Source organism: Thalassovita gelatinovora, from assembly GCF_001458355.1.
GTDB classification, from domain to species: domain Bacteria; phylum Pseudomonadota; class Alphaproteobacteria; order Rhodobacterales; family Rhodobacteraceae; genus Thalassobius; species Thalassobius gelatinovorus.
Map to the genome: position 1 here is coordinate 1 of NZ_CYSA01000004.1, position 524 is coordinate 524.

At 70.8% G+C, this 524-nt stretch carries 1 pseudogene; it reads right to left on the reverse strand.

Annotated features, from left to right (window positions below):
* Positions 1-524: pseudogene (locus TG4357_RS19430) on the reverse strand (hypothetical protein); the annotation flags it as partial.

Consider the following 524-nt stretch of genomic DNA (forward strand, 5'->3'; position numbering starts at 1 on the left):
TTCAGCGCGCCATGCGCGGCCCGTGTCGCGCCGCGCCGGGCATAGAGCAGGCTGAGCGGGATCAACCGCGCCGACGATTCGGCGACCCGAGCAGACATCCCCCCCAGCCGTTCCAGCAGCGCCTCTGCCGCCGCCGCGTCGCCGGAAAAATCGCGCCAGATCGCAAGCTGGCAACCGGCTTCGAACCGGACCTGTTCGGGCTGATCGAGGTCGTCGAGCAATGCCGCCAGCGCGGCACCGGCGCTGCGGTCCAACCCGCCCCATAATTCCGCCTGCAACCGCCGCAGCCGCGTCATGCCGTCCCGCGCCTGCGCCGCCTGCGGCGTCGGCAGCCGTCCTTCGGCGCGGCCATGGCGCAGATAATGGCAAAGCGGGTCCTGGTCCGCGGCCAGATCGGGAGCGTGCGCGGCATAGAAAACCGGGTCGAATCCCGGCCCCGGGGCGCGGCCCAAAGCCCGGCCATAGGTCACGAAATGGCGCAGCGGATCGATCCCGGTCAAGCCGACATCGGGATAGGTGGCGCA